The sequence below is a fragment of the Pseudomonas sp. JV241A genome, from assembly GCF_900275665.1.
In the GTDB taxonomy this organism is placed as follows: domain Bacteria; phylum Pseudomonadota; class Gammaproteobacteria; order Pseudomonadales; family Pseudomonadaceae; genus Aquipseudomonas; species Aquipseudomonas wadenswilerensis.
In genome coordinates, this window is record NZ_OPYO01000006.1 from 22,998 (window position 1) to 48,543 (window position 25,546).

26 protein-coding genes and 1 riboswitch are annotated in these 25,546 nt (G+C 63.8%); of the genes, 16 read left to right on the forward strand and 10 right to left on the reverse strand.

All coding sequences use genetic code 11. From position 1 onward, the window contains the following. Positions 1–6 precede the first annotated feature (6 nt). The 3 genes from trxA to JV241A_RS02395 are packed head-to-tail and all read right to left on the reverse strand — an operon-like array spanning position 7 to position 2,016. Entirely contained in the window at positions 7–879 is an 873-nt protein-coding gene (gene trxA, locus JV241A_RS02385) for a thioredoxin (RefSeq protein ID WP_115085097.1), read from the reverse strand. A gap of 31 nt (positions 880–910) precedes the next feature. Further along, positions 911–1,570, reverse strand: a complete 660-nt coding sequence (locus tag JV241A_RS02390; RefSeq protein WP_115085098.1) for a 50S ribosomal protein L11 methyltransferase — start codon at positions 1,568–1,570, stop codon at positions 911–913. Further along, positions 1,570–2,016 (reverse strand): hypothetical protein, encoded by a 447-nt coding sequence (locus JV241A_RS02395; RefSeq protein ID WP_115085099.1) that lies wholly within the window; start codon positions 2,014–2,016, stop codon positions 1,570–1,572. Before JV241A_RS02395 ends, JV241A_RS02390 begins: the two co-directional genes overlap by 1 nt. 107 nt (positions 2,017–2,123) lie before the next feature. Here JV241A_RS02395 and nrdR point away from each other — a divergent pair, with 107 nt between their 5' ends. The 12 genes from nrdR to JV241A_RS02455 all read left to right on the forward strand — a co-directional run bounded on the left by nrdR (position 2,124) and on the right by JV241A_RS02455 (position 10,813). After that, positions 2,124–2,588 carry a transcriptional regulator NrdR gene (gene nrdR, locus JV241A_RS02400; protein ID WP_010222838.1) on the forward strand — a complete coding sequence of 155 codons (465 nt, stop codon included), beginning with the start codon at positions 2,124–2,126 and terminating at the stop codon, positions 2,586–2,588. A 2-nt stretch (positions 2,589–2,590) separates the two neighbouring features. After that, complete coding sequence (gene ribD, locus JV241A_RS02405; protein WP_134061296.1) at positions 2,591–3,721, forward strand: bifunctional diaminohydroxyphosphoribosylaminopyrimidine deaminase/5-amino-6-(5-phosphoribosylamino)uracil reductase RibD; 1,131 nt, start codon at positions 2,591–2,593, stop codon at positions 3,719–3,721. A gap of 45 nt (positions 3,722–3,766) precedes the next feature. After that, a complete protein-coding gene (locus JV241A_RS02410; protein WP_010222840.1) occupies positions 3,767–4,432 on the forward strand; it encodes a riboflavin synthase in 666 nt (221 codons plus the stop codon). A gap of 18 nt (positions 4,433–4,450) precedes the next feature. Beyond that, positions 4,451–5,545, forward strand: coding sequence for a bifunctional 3,4-dihydroxy-2-butanone-4-phosphate synthase/GTP cyclohydrolase II (gene ribBA / locus JV241A_RS02415; RefSeq protein WP_115085102.1), 1,095 nt, complete (start codon positions 4,451–4,453; stop codon positions 5,543–5,545). 89 nt (positions 5,546–5,634) lie between these two features. Further along, positions 5,635–6,111: a 6,7-dimethyl-8-ribityllumazine synthase gene (gene ribE / locus JV241A_RS02420; RefSeq protein WP_010222842.1), complete on the forward strand. Its 477-nt coding sequence runs from the start codon at positions 5,635–5,637 to the stop codon at positions 6,109–6,111. Then, positions 6,108–6,608 carry a transcription antitermination factor NusB gene (gene nusB / locus JV241A_RS02425; protein ID WP_115085103.1) on the forward strand — a complete coding sequence of 167 codons (501 nt, stop codon included), beginning with the start codon at positions 6,108–6,110 and terminating at the stop codon, positions 6,606–6,608. The genes ribE and nusB overlap by 4 nt, the downstream gene beginning before the upstream one ends. 18 nt (positions 6,609–6,626) lie before the next feature. Then, the gene (gene thiL / locus JV241A_RS02430; RefSeq protein WP_134061297.1) at positions 6,627–7,592 is read left to right on the forward strand and encodes a thiamine-phosphate kinase; all 966 of its coding nucleotides are present in this window, start codon (positions 6,627–6,629) and stop codon (positions 7,590–7,592) included. After that, positions 7,589–8,092, forward strand: a complete 504-nt coding sequence (locus JV241A_RS02435; RefSeq protein WP_115085105.1) for a phosphatidylglycerophosphatase A — start codon at positions 7,589–7,591, stop codon at positions 8,090–8,092. The genes thiL and JV241A_RS02435 overlap by 4 nt, the downstream gene beginning before the upstream one ends. Before the next feature lie 12 nt (positions 8,093–8,104). Next, positions 8,105–8,857, forward strand: a complete 753-nt coding sequence (locus JV241A_RS02440; protein WP_134061298.1) for a transporter substrate-binding domain-containing protein — start codon at positions 8,105–8,107, stop codon at positions 8,855–8,857. 113 nt (positions 8,858–8,970) lie between these two features. Further along, positions 8,971–9,588, forward strand: coding sequence for a GTP cyclohydrolase II (gene ribA / locus JV241A_RS02445; protein WP_115085107.1), 618 nt, complete (start codon positions 8,971–8,973; stop codon positions 9,586–9,588). Next, positions 9,585–10,004, forward strand: coding sequence for an MFS transporter (locus JV241A_RS02450; RefSeq protein WP_134061299.1), 420 nt, complete (start codon positions 9,585–9,587; stop codon positions 10,002–10,004). Before ribA ends, JV241A_RS02450 begins: the two co-directional genes overlap by 4 nt. Further along, complete coding sequence (locus JV241A_RS02455) at positions 10,004–10,813, forward strand: cobalamin-binding protein (RefSeq protein ID WP_115085109.1); 810 nt, start codon at positions 10,004–10,006, stop codon at positions 10,811–10,813. The genes JV241A_RS02450 and JV241A_RS02455 overlap by 1 nt, the downstream gene beginning before the upstream one ends. On the opposite strand, the gene JV241A_RS02460 is transcribed toward JV241A_RS02455, so the two are convergent. The 4 genes from JV241A_RS02460 to JV241A_RS02475 form a co-directional block, all read right to left on the reverse strand. Further along, the gene (locus JV241A_RS02460; protein WP_134061300.1) at positions 10,791–12,644 is read right to left on the reverse strand and encodes a TonB-dependent receptor; all 1,854 of its coding nucleotides are present in this window, start codon (positions 12,642–12,644) and stop codon (positions 10,791–10,793) included. The genes JV241A_RS02455 and JV241A_RS02460 overlap by 23 nt on opposite strands. A 107-nt stretch (positions 12,645–12,751) precedes the next feature. Continuing rightward, a complete protein-coding gene (gene dxs / locus JV241A_RS02465; RefSeq protein WP_134061301.1) occupies positions 12,752–14,650 on the reverse strand; it encodes a 1-deoxy-D-xylulose-5-phosphate synthase in 1,899 nt (632 codons plus the stop codon). Between the two features lie 140 nt (positions 14,651–14,790). Continuing rightward, positions 14,791–15,678 (reverse strand): (2E,6E)-farnesyl diphosphate synthase, encoded by an 888-nt coding sequence (gene ispA / locus JV241A_RS02470; protein WP_115085112.1) that lies wholly within the window; start codon positions 15,676–15,678, stop codon positions 14,791–14,793. Further along, positions 15,675–15,917 carry an exodeoxyribonuclease VII small subunit gene (locus JV241A_RS02475; RefSeq protein WP_115085113.1) on the reverse strand — a complete coding sequence of 81 codons (243 nt, stop codon included), beginning with the start codon at positions 15,915–15,917 and terminating at the stop codon, positions 15,675–15,677. The genes ispA and JV241A_RS02475 overlap by 4 nt, the downstream gene beginning before the upstream one ends. 243 nt (positions 15,918–16,160) lie before the next feature. On the opposite strand from JV241A_RS02475, the gene JV241A_RS02480 reads away from it, so the two are divergent. From JV241A_RS02480 to JV241A_RS02490, 3 genes are read left to right on the forward strand one after another with little or no spacing between them, the layout of a single operon-like run. Further along, positions 16,161–17,564 carry an MBOAT family O-acyltransferase gene (locus JV241A_RS02480; protein ID WP_240047824.1) on the forward strand — a complete coding sequence of 468 codons (1,404 nt, stop codon included), beginning with the start codon at positions 16,161–16,163 and terminating at the stop codon, positions 17,562–17,564. Between the two features lie 13 nt (positions 17,565–17,577). Continuing rightward, entirely contained in the window at positions 17,578–18,687 is a 1,110-nt protein-coding gene (locus JV241A_RS02485) for an SGNH family hydrolase (protein ID WP_345789710.1), read from the forward strand. Further along, a complete protein-coding gene (locus tag JV241A_RS02490) occupies positions 18,687–19,892 on the forward strand; it encodes an SGNH/GDSL hydrolase family protein (protein WP_134061304.1) in 1,206 nt (401 codons plus the stop codon). Before JV241A_RS02485 ends, JV241A_RS02490 begins: the two co-directional genes overlap by 1 nt. Positions 19,893–20,104: 212 nt before the next feature. On the opposite strand, the gene ribB is transcribed toward JV241A_RS02490, so the two are convergent. The 3 genes from ribB to rtcR form a co-directional block, all read right to left on the reverse strand. Next, positions 20,105–20,755 (reverse strand): 3,4-dihydroxy-2-butanone-4-phosphate synthase, encoded by a 651-nt coding sequence (gene ribB / locus JV241A_RS02495; protein ID WP_115085117.1) that lies wholly within the window; start codon positions 20,753–20,755, stop codon positions 20,105–20,107. 79 nt (positions 20,756–20,834) lie between these two features. Next, positions 20,835–20,978, reverse strand: a riboswitch (FMN riboswitch). A 66-nt stretch (positions 20,979–21,044) separates the two neighbouring features. Next, on the reverse strand, positions 21,045–22,133 hold the full coding sequence (locus tag JV241A_RS02500; protein ID WP_134061305.1) for a dienelactone hydrolase family protein: 1,089 nt from the start codon (positions 22,131–22,133) through the stop codon (positions 21,045–21,047). A gap of 70 nt (positions 22,134–22,203) precedes the next feature. Beyond that, positions 22,204–23,796 carry an RNA repair transcriptional activator RtcR gene (gene rtcR, locus JV241A_RS02505; protein ID WP_115085119.1) on the reverse strand — a complete coding sequence of 531 codons (1,593 nt, stop codon included), beginning with the start codon at positions 23,794–23,796 and terminating at the stop codon, positions 22,204–22,206. A gap of 596 nt (positions 23,797–24,392) precedes the next feature. Here rtcR and JV241A_RS02510 point away from each other — a divergent pair. Next, entirely contained in the window at positions 24,393–25,538 is a 1,146-nt protein-coding gene (locus JV241A_RS02510; RefSeq protein WP_115085267.1) for a slipin family protein, read from the forward strand. Positions 25,539–25,546 lie beyond the last annotated feature (8 nt).

The following is a 25,546-nucleotide window of genomic DNA, read 5'->3' on the forward strand; positions in this document are numbered from 1 at the left end:
ATCAATTCAATACAAGGCAGCAAACAACTTGCGACGATAGGTGCCGACCAGCGGATGGTCATTCCCCAGCAGGTCAAATACCTGCAGCAAGGTCTTGTGCGCCACCCCGCCATCGTAGCCGCGATTGCGCTTGAACAGCTTCAGCAAGCCTTCCAGCGCCGCCTCGTACTGCTGGCGCGACAGTTGCTGTATGCACAGCTGATACGCCGCTTCATCATCTTCGCCATTCTGCGCCAGGCGCGCTTTCAGGTCGGCGACTTCCGGCAGGCTGGCGGCCAGGCCCAGGAAGGTCAGTTGCGCCTTGGCGCCGGCGAGGGCGGCCTTGTGCTCATCGCTCTTGACCGCGTCGAGCACGGTCTGGGCTTCACCCAGCTCGCCCCGCTCAGCCAGGCAACGGGCATAGAGGATCAGCGCACCGGCATTGCTGTTGTCTTCCGTGAGCAGTGCCTTGAGGGTGCTCTCGGCTTCGCTGAAGCGCCCTTCGGCAAACAGTGCCTGGGCCAGTTCCAGCGGGTCGGCGGCAGCGGGTGGCGGCAGTTTTACGTGGGGTTCGAGCAGGGTGCGAATCGCCGACTCCGGCTGGGCACCGGCAAAGCCGTCCACGGGCTGACCATCCTTGAACAGCACCACGGTCGGCAGGCTGCGGATGCCGAAGCGGGCAACGATGTCCTGCTCGATATCGCAGTTGACCTTGGCCAACAGCAGTTCGCCCTGGTAACTCTCGGTGATCTGCGCCAGCAGCGGCATCAGCGCCTTGCACGGCGCGCACCACTCGGCCCAGAAATCGACCAGCACCGGTTTGTGGAAAGAGTTCTGGATCACCGACTGATCGAAGTCGGTGGCCGTGGCGTCGAATATGTACGGGGTAGCAGGGTTCATCGCGACTCTCGAAAATCCGTGAATGGCATCACTATAAAGGCTGGCGGCTGGCGTGGTACAGGCTGACCCGGCGGAATTCGTGGGGCTCGGCCAGGTCCGGCAAGGTCAGGGCATCCAGCACACCCAGGGACCGGTACAGCGGATGGCTGAAATCCCGTACCCGTGAATCGGCCACCAGGGCCTGCTGGCCTCGGCTGAGGAATTCATCCAGCAGCGGCAGGTTGGCGCGGTCGTAGAGCACATCGGCGACCAGGATCAAGTCGAAACGGTCGGCCTCCTGGAAGAAATCGCTGGAATAGCTCAGTTCCACCTCGTTGAGTTCGGCGTTGGCCCGGCAGGCGTGCAGCGCCAGTGGATCAAGATCGCAGGCGACGACTTCAAGCGCCCCGGCCTTGGCCGCGGCAATACCGGCAATGCCGGACCCTGCGCCAAAATCGAGCACGCGCTTGCCTTCGACCCAGTGCCGGTGCTCGTCCAGATACCGTGCCATGGCCAGGCCGCTGGCCCAGCAGAAGCTCCAGTACGGCGGTTCGTGGAGGATGCGCCGGGTTTCTTCGGAGCTGAAGGCGCGGTCCATGTTCTGCGCATCGATCAGCCACAACCTGAGCGCGCACTCGGGCAGATCGCTGACCACCAGTTGCGCGTCACCCAGCAGTTCGCTCAAGGCCTGTTGCAGCGGAGCGGGCGCCATCATGGCGCCTTTTCGAAGCGCAGCGGGCCGGTAGCCTGGGTTTGTGCCTGGGCGATACGCAGGGGCGGCAGGTGCAGGATCAGTTGCCCGGATTTGCTCGCGCGGCCGCGCAGCTCGACCCGCGCACCGGCCGGAAAGGCTTCGGGGTTGAAGCGCAGGCGAAACGGCAGGTCCAGGCCATTGCCGCTGAACGTGCTGCTGGCCAGCAGGCCTTGCGGACGGCCACGTTCATCGATCACCAGCAAGGCCAGTTCGACTTCGGCACCGACCGGGATGTTGAGCAAAGTGCCGCTCAACTCGCGCTGATAGGCCGGCAGCGGGCCGAGTTCTTTGGCCGGTTTGCTGGCTACAGGGGCTTTCGGGGCCGGCGCAGGCTGGGGTTTATCGCTGCTGCAAGCGGCCAGCAGGGCGGCGAAACTGAGCACGACAAGCGCTCTTGATGGCATGGGGAATTCCTTCGCGGCATATTTCCTCACTGGATGGTAACCCCTTTGGCTTGTCTTGCCAGTGGGATGCGCTACCATGGCCCTCCCTTTTTTTGTTGCCTGCCACCATGCACTGTCCCTTCTGCGGTGCCAACGACACCAAGGTCATCGACTCGCGACTGGTTGCCGAGGGCGAGCAAGTGCGCCGTCGGCGCGAATGCGTTGCCTGCGGTGAGCGCTTCACCACCTTCGAAACCGCCGAACTGGTTCTGCCCCGGCTGATCAAGCAGGACGGCAGCCGCCAGCCCTTCGACGAAGAAAAACTGCGCGCCGGTATGCAGCGCGCCCTGGAAAAACGTCCGGTCAGCGTCGAGCGCCTGGAAGCGGCGCTGGCGCACATCAAGCACAAGCTGCGGGCCACCGGCGAGCGCGAGATCAAGTCGCTGGTGGTTGGCGAGCTGGTCATGGCCGAGCTGCAGAAGCTCGATGAAGTCGCCTATATCCGCTTTGCCTCCGTGTACCGGCGCTTCCAGGACCTCAACGAGTTCCGTGAAGAAATCGACCGCCTGGCCCGTGTGCCGGCTAAAGAGTGAGCATGTCCAGCGAACGCGCGGTGCTTGATGCGCACTACATGGCCCGGGCCATCGAGTTGGCCCGCAAGGGCTTGTACTCCACCCACCCGAACCCGCGCGTCGGCTGCGTGATCGTCCGTGATGGCCAGGTCGTCGGCGAAGGCTGGCACGTGCGTGCCGGCGAGCCCCATGCCGAAGTACATGCCTTGCGCCAGGCCGGTGAGCTGGCCCGCGGCGCCTGTGCCTACGTCACCCTTGAGCCGTGCAGCCACCACGGGCGCACGCCGCCCTGTGCCGAGGCGCTGGTCAAGGCCGGCGTGGCGCGGGTGGTAGCGGCCATGCAGGACCCTAATCCGCAAGTCGCCGGCCAAGGCCTCAAGCGCCTGGCCGACGCTGGCATAGAAGTCGCAAGCGGTGTGCTTGAAGCTGAAGCCCGCGCCCTGAACCCGGGTTTTCTCAAGCGCATGGAACACGGCCTGCCGTTCGTGCGGGCCAAGCTGGCGATGAGCCTGGACGGCCGCACGGCCATGGCCAGCGGCGAGAGCCAGTGGATCACCGGCCCGGCGGCGCGCTCGGCGGTGCAGCGTTTGCGTGCACGATCCAGCGTGGTGCTGACCAGCGCCGAAAGCGTGCTGGCCGACAACGCGCGGATGACCGTGCGCGGCGAAGAACTTGGCCTGGACCCTGAAACCACCGCGCTGGCCCTGGCCCGTCCACCTTTGCGGGTGTTGATCGACGGCCGTTTGCGTTTGCCGCTCGATGCAGCGTTCTTTCAAGCGGGGCCGGCCCTGGTGGTAACCGCCGCTGAAGTCGACCCGCGTTATGTTGAAGCCGGGCATGAGCTGTTACGCCTGCCGGGCAGCGATGGCCGCGTCGATTTGCCCGCACTGATGCTCGAGCTGGCGGCCCGTGGCATCAACGAAGTGCTGGTCGAAGCCGGCGCCGGCTTGGTCGGTGCCTTTGCCCGGCAGGGCCTGATCGATGAGTATCAGATTTTTGTCGCCGGGCGCATTCTCGGCTCCAATGCCCGGCCATTGCTCGACTGGCCACTGGAAAAAATGAGCCAGGCGCCCCATTTGCAGATCACCGAAATGCGCGCAATAGGCGATGACTGGCGAGTCACTGCGGTACCGAAGCCGGCGCCCGGCGTATAATTTGCGGCTAGCGCCACGCGCAGCCCTGTTCTCGAGGAGGACTCCATGTTCACCGGCATCATCGAATCGATTGGCAGCATCCGTTCCCTGACCCCCAAAGGCGGTGATGTGCGGGTGTATGTCGAAACCGGCAAGCTCGACCTGGGCGACGTCAAACTGGGCGACAGCATCGCCGTCAACGGCGTGTGCCTGACTGCGGTCGAACTGCCTGGCGATGGCTTCTGGGCCGACGTCAGCCGCGAAACCCTCGACTGCACCGCCTTCAACGAGCTCAAAAGCGGCAGCCGGGTCAACCTGGAAAAGGCCCTGACACCGACCACCCGCCTGGGCGGTCACCTGGTCAGCGGCCACGTCGACGGCGTCGGCGAAGTGGTCTCGCGCAGCGATAACGCCCGCGCCATCCAGTTCCGCATCCGTGCGCCGAAAGAACTGGCCAAATACATTGCCCACAAGGGCTCGATCACCGTCGACGGCACCAGCCTGACGGTGAACGTCGTCGATGGCGCCGAGTTCGAGCTGACCATCGTCCCGCACACCCTGGCCGAAACCATCATGGCCGACTACCGTCCAGGTCGTCGGGTGAACCTTGAGGTCGACCTGCTGGCACGTTACCTGGAGCGTCTGCTGCTGGGTGACAAGGCCGCCGAGCCGAGCAAAGGCAGCGGCATCACCGAAAGTTTCCTGGCCGCCAACGGCTACCTGAAATCCTGATTTGAAAGGGGGTGCCACGTGGCGCTCAACAGCATCGAAGAACTGGTCGAAGACATCCGCCAGGGCAAAATGGTCATCCTCATGGACGACGAAGACCGCGAGAACGAAGGCGACCTGATCATGGCCGCCGAGTGCTGCAAGGCCGAACACATCAACTTCATGGCCAAGCACGCCCGGGGCCTGATCTGCATGCCGATGTCGCGCGAGCGCTGCGAAACGCTCAAGCTGCCGCTGATGGCGCCACGTAATGGCTCGGGCTTCGGTACCAAGTTCACCGTGTCGATCGAAGCCGCCACCGGGGTCACCACCGGCATCTCCGCCGCCGACCGTGCGCGCACCGTGCAGGCTGCCGCTGCCCGTGATGCCAAGGCCGAAGACATCGTCAGCCCCGGTCACATCTTCCCGTTGATGGCCCAGCCGGGTGGTACCCTGGCCCGTGCCGGCCACACCGAAGCTGCCTGCGACCTGGCGCGCATGGCCGGTTTCGAGCCGAGCGGGGTGATCTGCGAGGTGATGAACGATGACGGCACCATGTCCCGTCGTGCCGAGCTGGAAACCTTCGCCGCCGAACACAACATCAAGATCGGCACCATCGCCGACCTGATCCACTACCGGATGATCCACGAACGTACCGTTCAGCGGGTTTCCGAGCAGCCGCTGGACAGCGAGCTGGGCCATTTCAACCTGGTCACCTACCGTGACTCGGTCGAGGGCGACGTGCACATGGCCCTGACCCTGGGCAACATCTGCGCTGAAGAACCGACCCTGGTACGGGTGCACAACATGGACCCGCTGCGCGACCTGCTGATGGTCAAGCAACCGGGCCGCTGGAGCCTGCGCGCGGCCATGAGCGCCGTTGCAGACGCTGGCAGCGGTGTGGTGCTGCTGCTCGGTCACCCGCTCGATGGCGACGTGCTGCTGGCGCACATTCGCGAAAGCGCCGACGCTGCCCCGCAGGCGAAAACCCCGACCACCTACAGCACCGTCGGTGCCGGTTCGCAGATCCTGCGCGACCTCGGCGTGCGCAAAATGCGCCTGATGAGTTCGCCAATGAAGTTCAATGCGATATCCGGATTCGATCTGGAAGTTGTAGAATACGTGCCCTCCGAATAAAGCAGGCGGTTTGTCGCGCTGCCATTCGTGTCCCAAACCCCCACAGGCCGCCCGTTTGCGGCCTGGCTCTTTAAGATGAGAACTCCGGAATGACCCTGAAGACCATCGAAGGTACCTTCATCGCCCCCAAAGGTCGCTATGCTTTGGTGGTTGGCCGCTTCAACAGCTTCGTTGTCGAAAGCCTGGTGAGCGGTGCCGTTGACGCCCTGGTTCGCCACGGTGTGAACGAAAGCGACATCACCATCATCCGTGCCCCGGGTGCCTTCGAAATCCCGCTGGTAGCACAGAAAGTCGCCCAGCAAAGCGAATATGCCGCGATCATCGCCCTGGGCGCCGTGATCCGTGGCGGTACCCCGCATTTCGAGTACGTAGCGGGCGAATGCACCAAGGGCCTGGCCCAGGTGTCCATGGAGTTCGGCGTGCCGGTCTCCTTCGGTGTCCTGACCGTCGACTCGATCGAACAGGCCATTGAGCGTTCCGGCACCAAGGCCGGCAACAAGGGCGCCGAAGCTGCCCTGTCCGCTCTGGAAATGGTCAGCCTGCTGGCGCAGTTGGAGGCCAAGTGATTAGCGACGAAAGCGATCGTTTCAACCCGCGCGATCCAAAACCTGCGGATGCTGGCAAGCCATCGAAAAGCGCCAAGCGTCGCGAAGCCCGTCAGCTCGCGACTCAGGCCCTGTACCAATGGCACATGGCCAAGCAGTCGCTGAACGAGATCGAAGCGCAGTTCCGGGTCGATAACGATTTCACCGATGTCGACGGTGCCTACTTCCGCGAAATCCTTCACGGGGTTCCGGTGAAAAAGGCCGAAATCGACGAAGCACTGAAGCCGTGCCTGGACCTGGCCCTTGAAGAGCTCGATCCAGTTGAACTGGCAGTGCTGCGCCTGTCCACCTGGGAGTTCATGATGCGCGTTGACGTCCCGTACCGCGTCGTGATCAACGAAGGTGTGGAGCTGGCCAAAGTGTTTGGCGCCACCGACGGCCACAAATTCGTCAATGGCGTGCTCGACAAGCTGGCTCCACGCCTGCGTGAAGCCGAAGTCAAGGCGTTCAAGCGCTGATTGCGGCGCTATGTGCCAATGGGTGAGTTCGAGCTGATTCGTCATTACTTCGCCGCCGCGTCCTGTGCGCAAGGTGGTGAAGGCGTGGCGCTGGGCATTGGCGATGATTGCGCCTTGCTCAGCGTGCCACCGGGCGAACAGCTGGCGATCTCCACCGATACGCTGGTGGCCGGGGTGCATTTCCCGGCTGTCTGCGACCCTTTTCTGCTCGGTCAGCGTTCGCTGGCCGTCGCTGCCAGTGACCTGGCGGCCATGGGCGCCACGCCCATCGGCTTTACCCTTGCCCTGACCCTGCCGGAGGTTCGTGCCGACTGGCTGCAAGCCTATGCCCGTGGCTTGAACCAGATGGCCGAAAGTTGCCAGCTGAGCCTGATTGGCGGTGATACCACCCGTGGCCCGCTGAGCCTGACCATGACCGTGTTCGGCCGTGTGCCGGGCGGTCAGGCCCTGACCCGCAGCGGTGCGCGAGCCGGTGATCTGCTCTGTGTCGGTGGCGAGCTGGGCAATGCCGCCGGCGCCTTGCCGCTGGTGCTGGGCGAACGCGTGGCCGATGCTGCCCAGGCCGAGCCCCTGCTTGCCCATTACTGGTCGCCGCAGCCGCAACTGGCGTTGGGCCAGGCGTTGCGCGGCAAGGCTACGGCGGCGCTGGACATTTCCGACGGCCTGCTCGCCGATTGTGGGCATATCGCCAAGGCGTCGGATGTGGCATTGCAGGTCGAGCTTGAGCGGTTACCGTTGTCGGCGGCACTGCAGGCTGTTCTCGGCCACGACGACGCGCAACAGGCGGCACTGGCCGGGGGCGATGATTACGTCCTGGCCTTTACCTTGCCCGAAGCCGAGCTTGAGTCCCTGCTGGCGGCCGGCTGGCCGATCCATGTGGTCGGGCGGGTCGGTGCCGGGAGCGGCGTGCGCCTGCTCGATGGCGGCGGCCAGGACATCACCCCGCAAACCCGGGGCTATCAACATTTTAAGGAGACACCGTGACCGATCACCCCAAACAGGTGCCAGCGGAGTTCGTTCCGCCGTCGGTCTGGCGCAATCCCTGGCATTTTCTGGCTTTCGGCTTCGGCTCCGGGACTTTGCCCAAGGCGCCGGGAACCTGGGGCTCGCTGGTGGCTCTACCTTTTATCCCGTTGTGGCAGATGCTGCCCGACTGGGGCTACTGGCTGATGCTCGGCCTGACCATGCTGTTCGGCTTCTGGCTGTGCGGCAAGGTCGCCGATGACCTGAAAGTCCACGACCATGAGGGGATCGTCTGGGACGAAATGGTCGGTATGTGGATCACCCTGTGGCTGGTGCCAGAAGGCTGGTTGTGGCTGCTGGCGGGCTTCTTGATGTTCCGATTTTTCGACATCCTCAAGCCCTGGCCGATCCGCTGGGTTGACCGTCACGTACATGGCGGGGTCGGGATCATGCTCGACGATGTGCTGGCGGGGGTGTTTGCCTGGCTGGGCATGCAGGTTCTGGTATGGAGCTTTACCTAAGGGAGCGGGGTGATGACGGGATGGCGGCTGTTGCTGTTGTTGCTGGTTCTGGCGGCAAATGTGGTAAAGGCGGCTGATGCGCCCTTGGCGACGCCCGGCCAGGTCCGTCTGGTCAGTGAGGAATGGCTCGATTACACCAACGCCGATGGCAGCGGTCTGGCCTGGGACGTGCTGCGCAAGGTGTTCGAGCCGGCCGGCGTCAAGGTCCGTACCCTGAGTGCGCCGTACAGCCGTGCGGTCGGCCTGGTCAAGCGTGGTGAGGCGGATGCCTGGGTCGGCTCCTATCACGAAGAGAACGCCGACAACCTCTACCCGCGCTGGTACTTCGACATGGACCATATCTATGCCCTGGGCCTGGCCAGCCGTCCTGTGCCCACCCAGCAGACCCTTGGCCAGTATCGCCTGGCCTGGGTGCGCGGTTATGACTACAAGAACTACCTGCCCAACGTCGGCCATTTTCGCGAGATCCAGCGCCGCGAGGGGATTTTGCCGATGCTTGAGCACGATCGCGTCGACTTCTACATCGATGCCCTGACCGAAGTCGACTATGTCCTCGAACAGGCGCCCAAGCCCGAGCTGTTCCGCCGCAGCCACCTGGCCGAACTGCCGCTGTACATCGCCTTTGGCCGCACTGCCGAGGGCAAAGCGTTGCGCGCCCTGTTCGATCAACGCATGGACAAGCTGGTGGCCAGTGGCGAGTTGCGGGCGATCTTCGAGCACTGGCAACAGCCGTATCCGTTCGGCGGCGAGGGCAAGAACCGTTAGGCAATATCGAACCTCTCGATCTGTTTGCCCAATAATTCAGCCTAAGCAGCGGCGCTGCGCTGCTGATACAATCGCCCCACGTCAATTTTCAAGTTACTGATCAGGAGCACAACGTGCCCGTCGTTTTTGTTGCCGCTTCCAAGCTGCCTACCCCCTTTGCGACCTTCACCATGCATGGTTTTCTCGATGAAGCCACCGGCCGCGAGCACGTCGTGCTCAGCCTGGGTGATGTGGCCGACGGGCAGCCGGTGCTGGGGCGCCTGCATTCCGAATGCCTGACCGGCGACGCCTTGTTCAGCCAGCGCTGCGACTGCGGTTCGCAACTCGAAGCGGCCCTGCAGGCGATCGCCCGCGAAGGCCGCGGCGTGCTGCTGTACCTGCGCCAGGAAGGCCGCGGCATTGGCCTGTTGAACAAGATCCGCGCCTACGAGCTGCAAGACGGCGGCGCCGACACTGTCGAGGCCAACGAGCGCCTGGGCTTTGCCGCCGACCAGCGTGACTACGGCATGTGCCAGCCGATGCTCGAGCATCTGGGGGTCAAGTCGCTGCGGCTGATGACCAACAACCCGCGCAAGGTCAAGGCCCTTACCAGCATGGGCATCCCGGTTGCCGAACGCGTGCCGCTGCACACCGGCCACAACCCACATAACAAACACTACCTGGCGACCAAAGCCGGCAAGCTCGGCCACATGATGGGCAACGAGCACCAGGGCGAGGCCGGTCGGGCGTGACCCGCGCCCAGGTTCGCCGTCGTCTGGAGCTGGCCTGGTGGCAGTACCTGGCGGTGGCGCTGGCACCGTTGCTGGTGTTTGCCTGGGCCTTTGGTGGCGTGCAGGCGCTGATTCCGATCCTGGCCATGCCGATGTTCATCGCCGGCGTGGCGTCGATGTTCCTCAGCCTGCCGCGCTTCGGTGCGTACAAGCACGGGCTGATCGCGACCCAGAAAGCCTTGAACACTGACGACGAGCCTGGGGCCTGGATCGAGCTGGCACGCATCCGCCGGCTGGGCATGCTGTTCGCCTGCCTGCCGGCCTGGATCGCTGCGCTGTCGGTATTCGTCGGCCTTGAGGCGGTGCCGCAGATCCTCCTGGCGATCTCCAGCCTGGTCCTGCTCTACCTCTACCGTATCCCTCGCCAGCTCGGCTGATGCGCCGTTACCTGTGGCTGTTGCTGCTGGCCCTCGGCATGCCATTGGCGGCAGCGCCGCGGGTGGTCAGCCTGGCGCCTTCGATCACTGAAATCATTCTCGACCTGCAGGCCGGCGATCTGCTGGTGGGCATGGCCGAGTGGCACGAACGGCCGGCGCAACTGGAAGACGTGCCGCTGGTTGGCCGCTATGGCCAGCTGGACATGGAGCGCCTGCTCAGCGTGCGCCCGGATCTGGTGCTGTACTGGCCGGGCAGCGTGCCGGCGGCCCAGCGCGACCAGCTCGAACGTCTCGGTATCCCGCTGTATAGCGTCGATGTGCACGAGCTGGATGACCTGGTTTCCCAGGTCGACGAAATTGGCGTGCGCATCGGGCGCAAGGAGCAAGGCGGGCAGTTGGCCGATGCCTTGCGCAGCCGCCTTGCAGCGTTACGCCAACAGTACCGCCGAGAGCGCCCGCTGTCGGTGTTCTATCAGGTCTGGGACAAGCCGCTGTACACCGTCGGTGGCTATCAGATCATCTCCGATGCCCTCAGCGTCTGTGGCGCGCGCAACGTGTTCGCCGACCTCACCCAGCCGGCGCCTCAGGTCAACCTGGAGACCGTGCTGGCGCGCAATCCCCAGGTCATCCTCGCCCCCGATCAGCCTCAGCTAGACGCCTGGAAGGCCTGGCCCAACGTTGCGGCAGTGCGCGACGGCCTGTTGCTGCAGGTGCCGGACAAAGGCCTGGAGCGCCCCAGTGGGCAGATGATCGAAGCGACGGCGAAGTTGTGTGCGTTGTTGCAGGCTAAAGCGCCGGCGTCCAGGTGACGCCCAATAGCCAGGTCCGGCCCTCTTCGCGATAGTCAGCATAGCCTGCGCCATAGTTGTACTGCGCGCGGCTGTAGGCTTTGTCCAGCAGGTTATCGGCTTTGAGCTCCAGGCGAATCTCGCGGCTCAGGTTCCAGCTGCTGCGCAAACCGAGCAGACCGTAGCCACTGAGTGAGCGTTTGTTGTCCGCATCCGCGTAACTGCTGCTGACCGCCTGCCAGCTGGCACCGAGGCCCAGGCGATCGAACTGGCGATCCAGGTCCAGGCTCAAGGTACGGCGGGCACGGCGTTCCAGGGTGTGCCCGGAATCGCGGTCACGCGGGTCGATCAGCGACAGGCCCAGGTTGCTCTGCCAGCCGAACCACGCCTGATGCAGGCTGGCTTCGAAGCCGTTGATCCGTGCCGAACCGACATTGTGCGGAATGTAGTTGGGGCCCAGGGAGATCGCATTGCGCAGGTCGGTGCGGTACAGCGACGCCTCCAGCCGGGTGGTTTCAGCCAGTTGGCTGCGCCATTGCAATTCGTAGCTTTTCGAGCGCTCGGGCTTGAGGTCGGGGTTGCCAAAGTCCGGGTAGTAGAGGTCATTGAAGGTCGGCGCGCGGAAGCCTTCGCTGTAGGACAGCAGCAGGTCGTTGTCCGCGTTGAGCGGCAGGCCGAGGCTGGCGCTCCAGCTGTTCTGGCTGCCGAACTGCTGGTTCTGGTCGCGGCGCACGCCCACTTCGGTGCTGAAGCTGTCGCCCTTGTAGCGGTGCTGCACAAAGGCGGCGCGGTTCCAGCGGCTGTCTTCGTCCAGGGGCGTGCTGCCGTGCAGGCGGTCCTGGTACCAGTCGCCACCCAGCAGCAGGTTGTTGTGTTCGTCGAGGCTCAGGTCATTCTGCCAGTTCAGCGAATCGCGATAGGTGTTGAACTCGCTACCGCCCGGTTGCAGCGAGTCGCGCTTGGTATCACGGTTTTCGCTGTGGCCCAGCTCCAGGCGTGAATGCCACATCTCGGTGAACTGGGCGTCGGCATAGGTGCCGACGCTGGAGACGTTGAAGTCGGTATAAGGCTGGCTCTGGTCGCCAAACAGATTGTCGTATTCGCTGCGCCCGTGGCTGTCGAGCCAGTTCAGGCCCAGCTCCAGCGAGTCGCTGGCGACATGGCTGAGGTTCAGGCTCAGGCTCTTGTTGCGGTAGGCATCGTGATCGCCGTTGGCGGGAAACGATTCGCGGGTGGCGTTGATGCCAGCGGTTTCGTCCAGGCCGGCGGCGAGGTTGAAACGGGTGCGCTCGTCACCACCGGACAGGCCAACATCACGCTGCCAGGTCTTGTTGCTGCCGCCGGCCAGGTGCAGGCGTGGCTGCAGGCCGGGCGTGCTGGCGCGGCGGGTGAAGATCTGGATCACCCCGCCAATCGCATCGCTGCCGTAGATCGCCGAGCGCGACCCGCGCAGTACTTCGACCCGCTCGATCTGATCGATGTTGAGAAACTGCAGGCCGCTGTCACCGGACGAGGTGTTGGCGATGCGTACGCCGTCCACCAGCACCAGGCTCTGGGCCGACTTGGTGCCGCGAATGAAGATGCCGGGCAGGCTGCCACGCCCGCCGGTGCGCGAGACCTGAACGCCGGGTACCCGGGTCAGCAGGTCAGTGATGCTGGAAGGTTGCAGGCGGTCGATGTCAGCACGGGTGAACACCGTGTTGGCGGCGCTGGTCTGGGTGCGGTCTTCGACCTGGCGGTTGGCGCTGATCAGCGTGTCGGGCAGCTTCAGGGCGCTTTCGCGGTCGATGGGCTCGGCCAGCAGGGTGGTCGGCAATAGCAGGAGTGGGGCTACCAGGCGCAGGGATTTCATGGGCAGTTCCATTGCTATCGCTGGCAAGCCAGCTCCCACAGGTTCTGCATGCGCTGTACTTGTGGGAGCTGGCTTGCCAGCGATGAGGCCGGTTAAGGCCCCGAAGATCAAAGACCGAGCAGTTGCATCCGCTGACGCACCGAAGCCTCGATCCCGGCCGCATCCAGCCCGCACTCGGCCAGCATCTGCGCAGGCTTGGCATGCTCGACATACACATCTGGCAGGCCCAGGTGCAGCACCGGCTTGAGTACGGCTTCACGCGCGAGGAACTCACTTACCGCCGCACCGGCGCCGCCCATGATGGCGTTCTCTTCGAGGGTCACCAGCAGCTCGTGGCTGCCGGCGATTTCGCGCACCAGGGCTTCATCCAGCGGTTTGACAAAGCGCATGTCAACCACGGTGGCGTCGATCTGCTCGGCAACCTTCAGGGCTTCGCTCAGCTGCACGCCGAACACCAGCAAGGCTACCTTGCTGCCCTGGCGGCGAACGATGCCCTTGCCGATTTCCAACGGCTCGAGGTTGCTCTCGATGGTCGCATTCGGGCCGCTGCCGCGTGGGTAGCGCACGGCCGCCGGGCCGTTGTATAGGTGGCCGGTGCTGAGCATCTTGCGCAGTTCGTTCTCGTCGCTCGGGGTCATCACCAGCATGCCGGGGATGCAGCGCAGGAACGACAGGTCGAAGCTGCCTGCGTGGGTCGGGCCGTCTTCGCCGACCAGGCCGGCGCGGTCGATGGCGAACAGTACGTCGAGGTTCTGCACCGCAACGTCATGGATCAGCTGGTCGTAGGCGCGCTGGAGGAAGGTCGAATAGATCGCCACCACCGGCTTGCTGCCTTCGCAGGCCATGCCCGCCGCCAGGGTTACCGCGTGCTGTTCGGCGATGGCGACGTCGAAGTAGCGATCCGGGTAGCGCTCGCTGAAGGCCACCAGGTCGGAGCCTTCCTTCATGGCCGGGGTGATGCCGACCAGGCGCTGGTCGGCCGCCGCCATGTCGCACAGCCATTGGCCGAACACCGCGGAGTACTTCGGCCCAGCGGCCTGTTTCGGCGCGGCGGCAGGTTTGTCCACAGGCTCGAGCTTGGTGATCGCGTGGTAGCCGATCGGGTCGACTTCGGCCGGGGCGAAGCCCTTGCCCTTCTTGGTCACCACGTGCAGGAACTGCGGGCCCTTGAGGTCACGCATGTTGCGCAGGGTGGTGATCAGGGTCGGCAGGTCGTGGCCATCGATCGGACCGATGTAGTTCCAGCCCAGCTCTTCGAACAGGGTGCCGGGCACCAGCATGCCTTTGGCGTATTCTTCGGTGCGGCGGGCGATTTCCCAGGCGCCGGGCAGGCGCGACAGGACTTTCTTGCTGCCCTCGCGCATGCTCGAGTAGGTGCGGCTGGAGAGGATCTTGGCCAGGTAATTGGACAGGCCGCCGACATTGCGCGAAATCGACATGTCGTTGTCGTTGAGGATCACCAGCATGTCGGCATCGACTTCCTGGGCGTGGTTCAACGCCTCGAAGGCCATGCCGGCGGTCAGCGCGCCGTCGCCGATCACGGCGATGGACTTGCGTGGATCGTTCTGCAGGCGGGCGGCGATGGCCATGCCCAGGGCAGCACTGATCGAGGTGCTGGAGTGACCGACACCAAAGGTGTCGTACTCGCTCTCGGCGCGGCGCGGGAAGGCGGCCAGGCCGTCCTTCTGGCGCAGGGTGTTCATGCGCTGGCGGCGACCGGTGAGGATCTTGTGCGGATAGGCCTGATGACCAACGTCCCACACCAGGCGGTCGTCCGGGGTGTCGAAGACGTAGTGCAGGGCGATCGTCAGCTCGATGACGCCCAGGCCGGCACCGAAATGCCCGCCGGTCTGGCCAACGGTATAGAGCAATTCCTGGCGCAACTCGTCGGCCAGGCTCTCCAGGTCGGCTTCAGCCAGGCGGCGCAGGCCGGCAGGCGTATCAGCACGGTCAAGCAGCGGCGTGACCGGGCGTTCGCGGGGGATCTCTTGAAACGTCGTGGGCATCAGGCGAATCGTTATAGATATGAAGTGGCGGCAGTTTACCTTATTGCGGTATTGGCTGCCCATTTGAGCTAATCGCGGGGCAAGCCCGCTCCTACAGTGATCGCTGTGGGAGCGGGCTTGCCCCGCGATGCGGTTTGCGCTTAATTACGCCGTTCAACGATATAACGCGCCAATTCCCGCAGCGGCTCGGCCGCCGCGTCAAACGGACGCAGGGCATGCAGGGCCTGGTCGCGCAGTTCCAGGGCATAGGCCTTGGCGGCGTCGAGGCCGAGCAAGGCCGGGTAGGTCGGCTTGTCGCGGGCGATGTCTGCGCCCTGGCGCTTGCCCAGGGTTTCGGTGTCGCTCTCGACGTCGAGGATATCGTCCTGGACCTGGAACGCCAGGCCGATGGCCTGTGCATACGTTTGCAGGGCCTTGAGCTGGGTCTGGTCGGCGCGGGCGCTGGCCAGGGCGCCGAGCCTGACGCTGGCTTCGATCAGCGCGCCGGTCTTGTGCCGGTGCATGAACTCCAGCGCCGTCTGGTCGAGCTTGAGGCCCACCGAACCTAAGTCGATGGCCTGGCCGCCGACCATGCCGGCAGGGCCGGCGGCCAACGCCAGGGCCTGGACCATGGCCAGGCGGATGCTGTCTTGCTGCGGGCTCAGCTGCGGGTCGAGCAGGGCACTGAAGGCCAGGCTCTGCAAGCCGTCGCCAGCCAGGATCGCGCAGGCTTCATCGAAGGCCTTGTGGGTGGTCGGCTGGCCGCGGCGCAGGTCGTCATCGTCCATGGCCGGCAAATCGTCGTGCACCAGCGAGTAGGCGTGAATCAGCTCGACCGCGCAGGCAGCGCCGTTGGCTTGCTCCGGCGTGCCACCCAGGGCTTCGCAAGCGGCGTAGGCGAGCAGCGGGCGTACGCGCTTGCCGCCGTTCATCACGCTATAGCGCATGGCCTGGTAGAGGCGGGTGAGTTCCTGCGACGGCGGCACGAACAGTTGCTCAAGGGCGGCGTCGACCCGGGCCTGGCAGTCGGCCTGATAGCGACTGATCATTCTGCCTGGTCCGCATCGAAAGGCTCGGCGGCCAGCTCGCCATCGCGCTCAAGCAACACCTGGACCTTCTGTTCGGCCTGGGCCAGAGCGCTCTGGCAGTCGCGGGTCAGGCTGATGCCTTGTTCGAAGGCGGTCAGCGAGTCTTCCAGCGACAGCTCGCCGTTCTCCAGGCGCTCGACCAGGACCTGCAGGTCGGCGAGGGATTGCTCGAAATCAATGGAGGCTTTTTTTCGGGCCATGGCGGCTGTCTCGGTGGCGGTATAAACGGCGCGACACTAGCAGAGCGGGGCGGGGGGAGCAAATCGATAGGGGCGATCTTTCGTCGCATTCTGTTGCACAAAGGCCGCCGGTGAAGTCTTGATTTTTCTGCAGGGCTCGCATTGTGAGGGCTTATGGCTCTCTGCCATAATCGCGCCCGCTTTACCCCGCGGGTTTCTCGCGGTGAAGCCTCCTATTTCTGTTGTCACGTAATGGACTACGTTGTGAGCTTCCTTTCGATCGAGTTCGGCCTCTGCTTCACACTGTTTTTCATCGTCTACTGGAGCCTGTGCTGGAGCGTTCGCCTGCAGAACGTCCTGCTGCTGGCGGCCAGTTACGCACTGGTGGCCAGTTTCAGCTTCAACTCCCTGTATATCCTGCTGGGCTACAGCGCCCTGGTGTACCTGCTCGGCCTGGTCGGTGAGCGGTATCCCGGGCGGCGCTTCAGCTATTTGCTGGTGTTGCTGCTGGTGCTGGGCTGCTTCTATCTGTTCAAGTATCAGGAGTTCTTTGTCGGCGGCGTGCAGGGTGCCCTGGCCAGTGCCGGGCTGGATGTGTCACTGCCGGTGCTGGAAGTGCTGGTGCCGATCGGCCTGTCGTTCTACGCCTTTCACTCGGTCAGCTACCTGGTGTCGATCAACCGCCGCGAGATGCCCTTGGCTTCGCCGTTCGACCTGGCCCTGTACCTGGCGTTCTTCCCCAGCCTGATTGCCGGCCCGGTCAACCGCGCCAGCCACATGCTGGCGCAGATTCGCACCAGCGGTATCCGTGAGGTGCTGGAGCCGCAACGGGCTTTGGGCCTGATCGCCCTGGCGGTGGTCAAGCTGTTCTTTTGCAGCGCCTGGCTGGCCAGTGAGTGGGTCGACCCGGTGTTTGAAACGCCGGGCAGCTATTCGCCCGAGCAGATCCTGCTGAGCGTGTATGGCTACAGCTTCCTGATCTATTTCAACTTCAGCGGCTACACCAACCTGGTCACCGGCATTGCCTTGCTGCTGGGCTTTCGCCTGCCCGAGAACTTCAATGCGCCCTATGCCGCGCACAACCTCAAGGAATTCTGGGGCCGCTGGCATATCAGCCTGTCGCTGTTCATTCGCGACTATGTCTACATCCCCCTGGGCGGTAACCGCCAGGGCGTGTGGCGCGGCAACCTGAACATGCTGCTGGCGATGCTGGTTTCCGGGCTGTGGCACGGGGCGAGCATCAACTTCATCATCTGGGGCGCGTTGCACGGTATCGGCCTGGCGCTGTACAAGGCCTCGACCTACATCCTGCCGCAGCCGATGCGCTGGCCGGGGGCCGGTTTGGCGGCGCGTCTGCTGACCTTCCACTATGTGGCCTTCGCCTGGATCTTCTTCCGCAGTGCGAGCCTTGATGAAGCCGTGGACATGCTCGCCGGAATCGGTGGGCTGAGCCTGGATGGATTGTTCTCCAGTACCGGCCTGCTGTTGCTGGTGAGCGTGCTGTATGTGGCTGTCTACCCGCAGTTGCTGGTGCTCCTGCGTCAGTTCTTTGCAGCGACCACGCGCTTGCCTTGGCAGTTGTATCCGATACCGCTGGGGTTGTTCGTTTCCTTGGTTATTTTTGCTTCGCAATCGGGCGTGCCGGGGTTCATCTATGCAAGTTTCTAATGCCGGTCGTTTGATGTCCTCGCAAGCGGGCGCGGCCAAGGCGTTGTACGCCATCGTCATCACCACGCTGCTGTTGTTCTGGCTGAACCAGGATTCGATCAGCCTCTATTGCCAGCAGAAATATCACCAGAGCTGCGAGCTGCCGGTGCTCGGGCAAAGCCCGGCCTGGCGCCTGGGTGGCAACCTGACCCACGCCTTGGGCGATGCCCGCGACAGTTTTGTCGATAGCCTGGAAAAACGTAACGAGCCGGTACTGGTGGCCAAGGTCGAGGCCAGCGATACGGTCGAGCTGCCGGCGCCGATCCGGGTGGTTCCGGTGCACCTGGGCAAGCCGCCAGCTACCGCGCAGGTAGCGGTCAGCAAGCCGGTCGTAGTCCAGGTGGCGGCACCTGCTGCGCCCGTTGCTGCGCCGGTGACCCAACCTGCGGCCCAGGTTGCCCAGACGCCGCTGCAAGCGGGCACCGTTGTGTCCCTGGCGGCCGGTGATGAAGTGTTCCTGGTCGGCGACTCGCTGATGCAGGGCGTCGCCCCGCACCTGGCCAACAGCCTGCGCAAGCGCTACCAGATCAAGAGCGTCAACCTCAGCAAGCAAAGCACCGGCCTTGCCTATCCGGGGTTCTTCAACTGGCCGCAGACCGTGGCCAAGACCCTGGAAAGCGAGCCGAACATTCGCCTGATGGTGATCTTCCTCGGCCCCAATGACCCGTGGGACATGCCCCAGGGCAAGGGCAAGCCGTTCCTGCGCTTCAAGTCGCCGGAGTGGGAAGTCACCTATCGCCAGCGCATCGACTCGATTCTTGACCAGGCCCGTGCGCACAATGTGCAGGTGATCTGGGTCGGGCCGCCGAACATGCAGAAGCCCAAGCTGTCTACGGCCATGGCTTATCTGAGCGGGTTGTACGAGCAACAGACCGGCCTGTACCAACAGCACTACGTTTCGGCCAACCCGGCACTCGGTTACAACGACGACAGCTTCTCCGCTACTTTGCAGAACAGCCAGGGCAAACGGATCAAGACCCGGGTCGATGACGGCATCCATTTCACCACCACCGGACAGAAGCTGATCTCGGAACGGATTCTCTCGATGATCGCCTTTCCCGGCCTCACTGTAACGGGACACTGATGCGTCGACTGCACAACATTCTGGGATTGGCCCTGCTGATCTGCGCGCTGCCGGGCTGTAGCCCGGTGGCGGCGGTCAATACCACGGCCAGGCCAGCCAATACGGCGGCCAAGGCCCCGGTCAACCGCGTCGATGGCAACCTGGCGGTACTGGCGGGCAAGTTCAAGAACGCCAACCGCGCGCCGGTCAATATCATTCAGTTCGGCGACTCGCACACCGCTGCCGATCTGTTCAGTGGCGAGATGCGCCGCCTGCTGCAAGCGCGATATGGCGACGGCGGTATCGGCCTGATCGCCGCCACGCCGGTGCCGGGCACCCGCTACGACCAGGTTATCCTCAAAGCCGCCAAGCGCCAGTGGGAGCTGGTGTCGGCGCGTAATCAGCAGAGCACGCAGTTCCCGCTCGGCGGTTACTTGTCGGTGCCGATGGCGGCCAACCCCAGCGTACGCATCGAGGCCCGTGAACCTGGTGCCCAACGTTATCGCGTGCAGGCGCTGTACCAGGCGCGGGAGAACAGTACCCTGGTGCTGCGCGACGGCCGTGGACGCAACCAGCGCATGCTGGCGGCAACCGGCGGGCAATGGCGCTTCGGCCCGCAGGTCGGCAACCTCGGTCTGCCGCTGGACCTGACCCTCAACGGCCGTCCCGGCACCGTGCTGGGGGGGTGGTACATCCAGGGCCAGAAGAATGCCGGGGTGATCTATTCGGCGCTGGGTATCAACGGCGCGCGTCTTGAGGTGCAGGACAAATGGCAGGCCGGCTGGCAGGACAACCTCAAGACCTTGCGCCCGGACCTGGTGATCCTCGCCTACGGCACCAACGAAGCCTTCGATGACACTCTCGATCTCAACCTGTACCAGACGCAACTGCGCAATACCCTCAAGCGCCTGCGCCAGGACCTGCCGCGGGCGGTGGTGCTGCTGGTTGGTCCGCCGGACTCGATCAAGCAGCGCAAGGCCCGCAGTTGCGCCGCGCGCCAGCCGCAGCAACTGGCCCAGTTGATCCGCATCCAGCGCCAGGCAGCCAAGCAGGCCAATGCCCTGTTCTGGGACTGGCAGGCGTATATGGGCGGACAGTGTTCGATTACCGGCTGGCAGGCTTCAGGCTTGGCCCGTGGCGATCTGGTGCACCTGACGGCGGACGGCTACAAGAAAAGCGCGGTCGGCCTGCACGACTTTTTGCGCACGCAGCTGGGCTTGAAGTAGGGCAGAAAAAAGCAGAGGCGGGGACGACTCCGGGTTGGCTTGCGGCGCCCCATGAAGTCGTCTTCCCGCCTCCTAATAGAGGCAAATCCGGGTGCATGAAGCTGCACCCGCTCAGCACGATGCGACTGCCTTGAATCAGCCGCGATTCACTCCTCTGTATTCACCTTAGTAGCTGTCTGCAGGGCTGTAAATTTTCTCGAACAGAATATTTTTCAGGCGCTTTCCAGGGCGGGAGTCAAGGCTGCCTGGCGGTAACGGGCCAACTCGTCGATGGTCAGTACCGGCAGCGAATGCAGCCTGGCGTACTCTGCCACCTGTTCGCCACGGGCCATGCTGCCATCGGGGTTCATCAGCTCGCAGAGGACCGCTGCCGGACGCAGGCCAGCCAGGCGGGCGAGGTCTACCGAGCCTTCGGTGTGGCCACGACGGGTGAGCACGCCGCCATCGCGTGAGCGCAGCGGGAACACGTGGCCGGGGCTGACGATGCGCAGGTCTGCGCGGGTCGAGTCCAGCGCTGCCTGGATGGTGGTGATGCGGTCCTGGGCCGACACGCCCGTGGATACGCCTTCAGCGGCTTCGATGGTCACAGTGAAACCGGTGCCATGGCGGGCGCGGTTGTTCGGCACCATCGGTGCCAGCGACAGCTCGTCAACGGTGATTTCATCCAGGCACAGGCAGACGATGCCGCTGCAATCACGGATCATCATGGCCATGGTCTGCAGGCTGATGTTTTCGGCGGCGGCGATGATATCCGCCTCGTCCTCGCGGTCGTCGTCATCGAGCAACAGCACGGGTTTACCGGCCTGATAGGCAGCGACGGCGGCAGCGACGTTAGGGAATTGCTTGCGGTGCAAAGGGGACATGAAACGCTCCTCGTAAGTGATCGATGAACGTTTCAGGGCGAACAAAATGCGTGCGCCAGGGCGCACGATGGCCCTGACCTGACGCCTTCTTTCATCCGGACTATGACCGTCGGCTCTGGAGTCTCACCAGATCTGCTGACCCTCGACCAAAGGCCGAGGCGCTCGCGGGCTCATCTTTCGATTTACCGCCGGTGGGGACTTTCACCCCGCCCTGAAGACCGTGCAAGCATACATCAGGGTGCCATCATGCTTGCAAGCCTCAGGGCTACGACCTAGGTCTAAGCCGGGCTTAAAGGCCCAGGGCGTAATCCAGGTAGCCAGGGTAGGCCTTGCGCCAGTCGTCCTGGAAGGTGTGGCCTTCAGGGTGTTCGTGGCTCTGCACCTTGTTGTTGCTGGCGAAGGCTTTTTCGGTGGTGGCGGTCAGTTGCAGGTTGCTTTCATGCTCCTGTGCACCATGAACCACGACCAGGCGCTTGTCCTTGGCCTTCTGCACGGTGAACGGGATCTTGAAGCCGCCCGGCGACAGCAGCACGGCGCCGCTGTAGTTCTGCGGGTACTGGGCGATCAGGTGCGCGGCGTGTTCGGCGCCTTGCGAGAAGCCGATCAGGGCAACTTTCGAGCGGTCGATGCGGGTGTCTTTTTCCAGCTTCTTCAGGGCCGCGGCCACCGCTTGCTCGGTCGGCTCGACCGATTGCCGCTGCCACATGAACTGATGCTCGTCGCGTTTGAGGGTGCCGTTCAGGGCCACCAGCACGGCCTTGTCGCCCACCAGGTCGGCGCGCATGTTGGTGCCCTTGACGCCTTCGGTGCCGAAACCGGCCAGCCATACCACCACTGGCCAGCCGCCAGCCGGCGCCTTGCCTTCAGGAATGCTGAACGCAGCGAGGCCGGCGTCCTTGGCCTGGGTCGGGTAGTTCTTCTCGGCGGCTTGCAGCAGCTTCTGGTAGGCCGGGTCTTTCTGCATCGGCTCCAGTTCGTCGTCTTCCTTGAGGATCACCGCTTGCCAGAAGCCGCGCTCACGCGCCTGGTCGAGGTATTGCGCGGCCAGTTCCGGGCTGTCCATGGACGACAGCGCGGCAGCGGCCTGGTAAGAGGCGAAGGCGTTCTTCGGGTCCAGGCGGGCGGCGGTCAGATAGAAGGCCAGGGCGCCGGCATAGTTGTCGTGCTCGCTCTTTTCCTTGTCACCGGCATCCATGAGCTCGGCCGGGGTGGCGTCGTTGAGGTACAGGTTGGCCATGGCGGCCATGCCTTGCCAGCGGCCCTTGTGCACGGCCTGGTCGGTGGCTTCGTCGGCGTAGGCACTGGCGGCGGTGAGGCTGAGGCCGGCCAGCAGGCCGAAGGAGTAGAGATGCAGGCGGGTAGCTGTCAGCAATGACATGGCCGAGAGTCCTTTTTCGGTAGTGCTCGGCCAGATGCGGCCGAAGAGGGCGCGAATTCTAGCACCCTGTTCAACCCTTGAGTTGATTCCATTCCAGGCCAAAGCGCGCCAGGTATTTGCGCAGGCGGTCGGCGTCGTTGGGCTTTTCTTTTTCCTGGCGTGATACATCGAACAGCTGGCGTCCGGCTTCGGACAAAGTGCGGGCGTTGCGGCAAACCTTGAGTACGGCCTGCAGTTGCAGGCGGTCGAACTGGTCCAGCGCCTTGTCGCCGAGCAGCGCGTCGAGCGGGTCCGCTCCCTGCGCCAGGCCCCAGGCGCGCTGCAGGCGCTCGATCTCCTCCAGCACCAGCGCTTCGTCGATACGCCCACTGTCGGCGAGGGTGGCCATGCGCGTGATCGAGGCCGACAGCTCGCGGAAGTTGCCGGCCCAGCGCGCTTGCGGCGAGTTGGCAAAGGCCAGGTAGCGACGCTTGGCCTCCAGGTTGAAGCGCACCTGGCGGTTCTGTTCGCGGGCATGGCGCTGCAGTTCGAAATCGATGTTCGGCTCGATGTCCTCCCTGCGCCCGGCCAGCCCCGGCAACTCGAAGGTCCACAAGTTGATGCGTGCGTACAGGTCTTCGCGGAACAGCCCTTCGGCGACCCGGCTGCGCAGGTCGCGATGGGTACCGGCAATCAGCTGGAAGTCGCTCTCTACTTCGCGGTCCGAGCCCAGCGGGAAGAAGCGTTTTTCTTCGATGGCCTTGAGCAGCATGGCCTGCTCGTCGGCGCCCAGCTCGCCGATTTCATCAAGGAACAACATGCCGCCATCGGCTGCGCGCAGCAAACCTTCGCGGGCGTTCTGGGCACCGGTGAAGGCGCCTTTGCTGTGACCGAACAGTGCCGACATGGCGCCGTCACCGCGCAAGGTGGCGCAGTTCACTTCGACAAAGCGCCCCTCCAACTGGTGGCGAGCGCGCTTGAGTTCATAGATGCGCCGGGCCAGGAAGGATTTGCCCGCGCCGGTCGGGCCGACCAGCAGCATCGGCGCCCGCGAGCGCAGCGCCACACGTTCGATCTGCTCGATGGAGCGGTTGAAGGCGGCGTTGCGGGTGGCGATACCGGCCTTGAGAAAGTTCAGGCTGTCGGCTTGCTCGCGTTGAAAGCGCGAGGCGATGTGATCGTAGCGCGACAGGTCCAGGTCAATCAGCGTGCTGGTGCCGGCCGGGTCGGCCGTGTCTTCCTTGCCGCGGGCTGGCGAGGTCTGGATCAGCCGCGCCGGCAGGTAGCGCGCCTCGGTGAGCAGGAACCAGCAGATCTGCGCGACGTGGGTGCCGGTGGTGATGTGGACCAGGTAGTCCTCGTGCTCGGTATCGAACGGGTAGGCGCTGGCAAAATCGTGCAGGGCACCATAGACCTCCTCGAAGTCCCAGGGGTTGCGCAGGACCATGGGCTGCAGGCGCACCTCGGTGTGTGGCGAGATGCTCTGGATGTCGTCACGTATGCGCTCGGCCAGGCCCAGATCGCGGGCGCTGGTGCCGTGGATCAGCTCCAGGCGATCGATCGGGGTTTGCGCTTGCTGGCACAGGCTGATGGTTGGGCGCCAGCGCTGCCAGCGCGCGGCACCTTTGCCGTTGCGATCAAGGGTGGTGCCGAGAAAACCGATGGCGACGCTACGCTTGCTCATTTCTATTTAGCTCAAAAGATAAATACCTATCTCATCATATATAAAAATCTTGTTTGTTGTGGGCTGAGAAATTTCATTTGCTTATGGTTGTTAAAATAAAATCCTTATAAATCAATAAGATAAAAATTTATTCTGTCTTTAAATCAAAACCTGGCACGCCCCTCGCAATATCTCCCTCGACCGCATCGCCAAGCTGGCCAACGGGACGGGGTTTATGTCCCCGCCGGTGCACGAGCCCACCCCAGGTGTTGGTGTCGTGCATGCCGCCGCCGCAACGAGCAGTCGATAGCGTGGCTCCTCACGGAGACGCTGGTCTCGAGGCCTGACTCGAACCTTACATACCCTCCAAGGTATCTCGAATGTTGTACCCGCCGGTGGGGCGTAGCCAGGGAAGGCTGCAAGGTGCGCACGGAGCGCACACGCCCACCGCCGATTTGCCCGGCTTGCCGGCCGGGCCCGGAGCAAGGCAGTTGCCGGACCGCAGGATGCGGTCAGTGGACAGGACGTCCCGGCAACTGACTCCTCCGGGCCACGCCCGCAGCGCTCGGCTCTTTGGCAGCACCGGCACCAAGGATTAATTGCACAGGATGATCAAGATGAAACTGTTGAAACGCTTTATCGTGAAAAAGAACGAACGCGGCCTGCTGTTCTGCGAAGGCGACTTTGTGTCGATCCTCGAACCTGGCGTGCACAAGCGTTTCGACCTGCACAACCGGCTGACGGTGGAAACCTTCAGCCTCAATACTTCGCTGTTCGAACATCGCCTGGCCGGCTACCTGCGGCAAAGCGAGCCGGCTCTGGTCGAGCAGTATTTCGAACGCATGGACCTGGCGGAAAACGAAGCCGGCCTGCGATTTGAGGACGGTGCCCTGGTCGAGTTGCTGGCCCCGGGCAGCCGCCAGCTGTACTGGAAAGGCCAGAGCGCGCAGACCCTGCAGCGCATCGACCTGAGCCAGACTTATCGCCTGGACGGCGCCCTGGTGGCCCAGCTCAACCAGCCGAAATTGCGCAGCCGTAACCTGGCCGGGCTGGACGCGGTGTTGCTGGCGTCTGTGCCGGCCTTTCATGTCGGTGTGTTGAAGGTCGATGGCGTGGTGGTCGAGTTGCTCGGCGCCGGGCAGTACGGCTTCTGGCGCTTCAGCCGCCAGGTGAGTGTCGAGTTGGTCGACATGCGCATCCAGGCCATGGAAATCAGCGGGCAGGAAATCCTCACCCGCGACAAGGTCAGCCTGCGCCTGAATCTTGCGGCCAACTGGCGCTACAGCGATGTGCTCGGTGCGTTCGCGCAACTGAGCAAACCGCTGGAGCACCTGTACCGCGAGGTGCAGTTCGGCCTGCGGGCGGCGGTGGGCACCCGAACGCTGGATGAACTGTTGGAAAACAAGCAACTGATCGACGATTCGGTCAGCCAGTACCTGCAGGAGAAACTCGCCGGCAGCGGTATCGAAGTCAGCGGCCTGGGGGTGCGCGACATCATCCTTCCAGGTGAGATGAAGGCCCTGCTGGCGCAGGTGGTGGAGGCGGAGAAAGCGGCGCAGGCCAACGTCATCCGCCGCCGCGAAGAGACCTCGGCAACCCGTTCGCTGCTCAACACCGCCAAGGTCATGGAAGACAACCCGACGGCCCTGCGCCTGAAGGAACTGGAAACCCTGGAACGGGTGGCCGAGCGAATCGACCGGATTTCGGTGTTCGGCGGCCTGGATCAGGTGTTGAATGGACTGGTCAGCATCAAGGCCGGATGAGGTTTGCC

What these genes read in the sequence shown, in the direction of transcription:
- trxA (WP_115085097.1), bottom strand. Translation starts at nt 879, where the DNA reads ATGAACCCTGCTACCCCGTACATATTCGACGCCACGGCCACCGACTTC.
- JV241A_RS02390 (WP_115085098.1), bottom strand. Translation starts at nt 1,570, where the DNA reads ATGGCGCCCGCTCCGCTGCAACAGGCCTTGAGCGAACTGCTGGGTGAC.
- JV241A_RS02395 (WP_115085099.1), bottom strand. Translation starts at nt 2,016, where the DNA reads ATGCCATCAAGAGCGCTTGTCGTGCTCAGTTTCGCCGCCCTGCTGGCC.
- nrdR (WP_010222838.1), top strand. Translation starts at nt 2,124, where the DNA reads ATGCACTGTCCCTTCTGCGGTGCCAACGACACCAAGGTCATCGACTCG.
- ribD (WP_134061296.1), top strand. Translation starts at nt 2,591, where the DNA reads ATGTCCAGCGAACGCGCGGTGCTTGATGCGCACTACATGGCCCGGGCC.
- JV241A_RS02410 (WP_010222840.1), top strand. Translation starts at nt 3,767, where the DNA reads ATGTTCACCGGCATCATCGAATCGATTGGCAGCATCCGTTCCCTGACC.
- ribE (WP_010222842.1), top strand. Translation starts at nt 5,635, where the DNA reads ATGACCCTGAAGACCATCGAAGGTACCTTCATCGCCCCCAAAGGTCGC.
- thiL (WP_134061297.1), top strand. Translation starts at nt 6,627, where the DNA reads ATGGGTGAGTTCGAGCTGATTCGTCATTACTTCGCCGCCGCGTCCTGT.
- JV241A_RS02440 (WP_134061298.1), top strand. Translation starts at nt 8,105, where the DNA reads ATGACGGGATGGCGGCTGTTGCTGTTGTTGCTGGTTCTGGCGGCAAAT.
- JV241A_RS02455 (WP_115085109.1), top strand. Translation starts at nt 10,004, where the DNA reads ATGCGCCGTTACCTGTGGCTGTTGCTGCTGGCCCTCGGCATGCCATTG.
- JV241A_RS02460 (WP_134061300.1), bottom strand. Translation starts at nt 12,644, where the DNA reads ATGAAATCCCTGCGCCTGGTAGCCCCACTCCTGCTATTGCCGACCACC.
- dxs (WP_134061301.1), bottom strand. Translation starts at nt 14,650, where the DNA reads ATGCCCACGACGTTTCAAGAGATCCCCCGCGAACGCCCGGTCACGCCG.
- ispA (WP_115085112.1), bottom strand. Translation starts at nt 15,678, where the DNA reads ATGATCAGTCGCTATCAGGCCGACTGCCAGGCCCGGGTCGACGCCGCC.
- JV241A_RS02475 (WP_115085113.1), bottom strand. Translation starts at nt 15,917, where the DNA reads ATGGCCCGAAAAAAAGCCTCCATTGATTTCGAGCAATCCCTCGCCGAC.
- JV241A_RS02485 (WP_345789710.1), top strand. Translation starts at nt 17,578, where the DNA reads ATGTCCTCGCAAGCGGGCGCGGCCAAGGCGTTGTACGCCATCGTCATC.
- JV241A_RS02490 (WP_134061304.1), top strand. Translation starts at nt 18,687, where the DNA reads ATGCGTCGACTGCACAACATTCTGGGATTGGCCCTGCTGATCTGCGCG.
- ribB (WP_115085117.1), bottom strand. Translation starts at nt 20,755, where the DNA reads ATGTCCCCTTTGCACCGCAAGCAATTCCCTAACGTCGCTGCCGCCGTC.
- JV241A_RS02500 (WP_134061305.1), bottom strand. Translation starts at nt 22,133, where the DNA reads ATGTCATTGCTGACAGCTACCCGCCTGCATCTCTACTCCTTCGGCCTG.
- rtcR (WP_115085119.1), bottom strand. Translation starts at nt 23,796, where the DNA reads ATGAGCAAGCGTAGCGTCGCCATCGGTTTTCTCGGCACCACCCTTGAT.
- JV241A_RS02510 (WP_115085267.1), top strand. Translation starts at nt 24,393, where the DNA reads ATGAAACTGTTGAAACGCTTTATCGTGAAAAAGAACGAACGCGGCCTG.